Raw genomic sequence first — 476 nt, 5'->3', positions numbered from 1 at the left:
TGATTTATTTGTTATTTCTCCGACTATATAATTTGGTACCCCTAGATTGTTTAAATGTACTCCGGAAGTTAAGGAGTTAATTTCATCAATTTTCTCTACGGAGGTAGCTGCCATAGATGTTCTCATATCTCTCCATAGGGTCCCAGTAGCTTTTATATAATCCCCGATTTTAAATGTATTATTAGTAGAGGGTAGCGTAATTGGAACGATATTATCTAGAGAACTATTATATTTTTTTGATTCTATATAAATTGTGTTATCTTCTACATCAATAATGCGACCTTGAATTGTTTCTAAGCTAATAGAAGGTGCACCATTTTGTATTACAGAAGTATTTACATTAATTTTCTGAACCGAAGTAGCTTCTATAGAATTTATAAATCCTCTCAATCCTTCACCAGTAGCTTTTACATAGTCACCTACCTTAAAATCACTCACTTTAAAAGTAGCACCAACCGCTGGTACAATTTTGACAG

1 pseudogene is annotated in these 476 nt (G+C 32.8%); it reads right to left on the bottom strand.

Annotated elements, in window-relative coordinates:
• A pseudogene (locus MR170_RS31075) lies at window positions 1-476 on the bottom strand (ATP synthase subunit A); the annotation flags it as partial.

Source organism: Bacillus cereus group sp. BfR-BA-01524 (genome assembly GCF_022662595.1).
GTDB classification, from domain to species: Bacteria; Bacillota; Bacilli; order Bacillales; family Bacillaceae_G; genus Bacillus_A; species Bacillus_A thuringiensis_S.
This window is presented reverse-complemented; position numbering and strand designations above follow the sequence as displayed.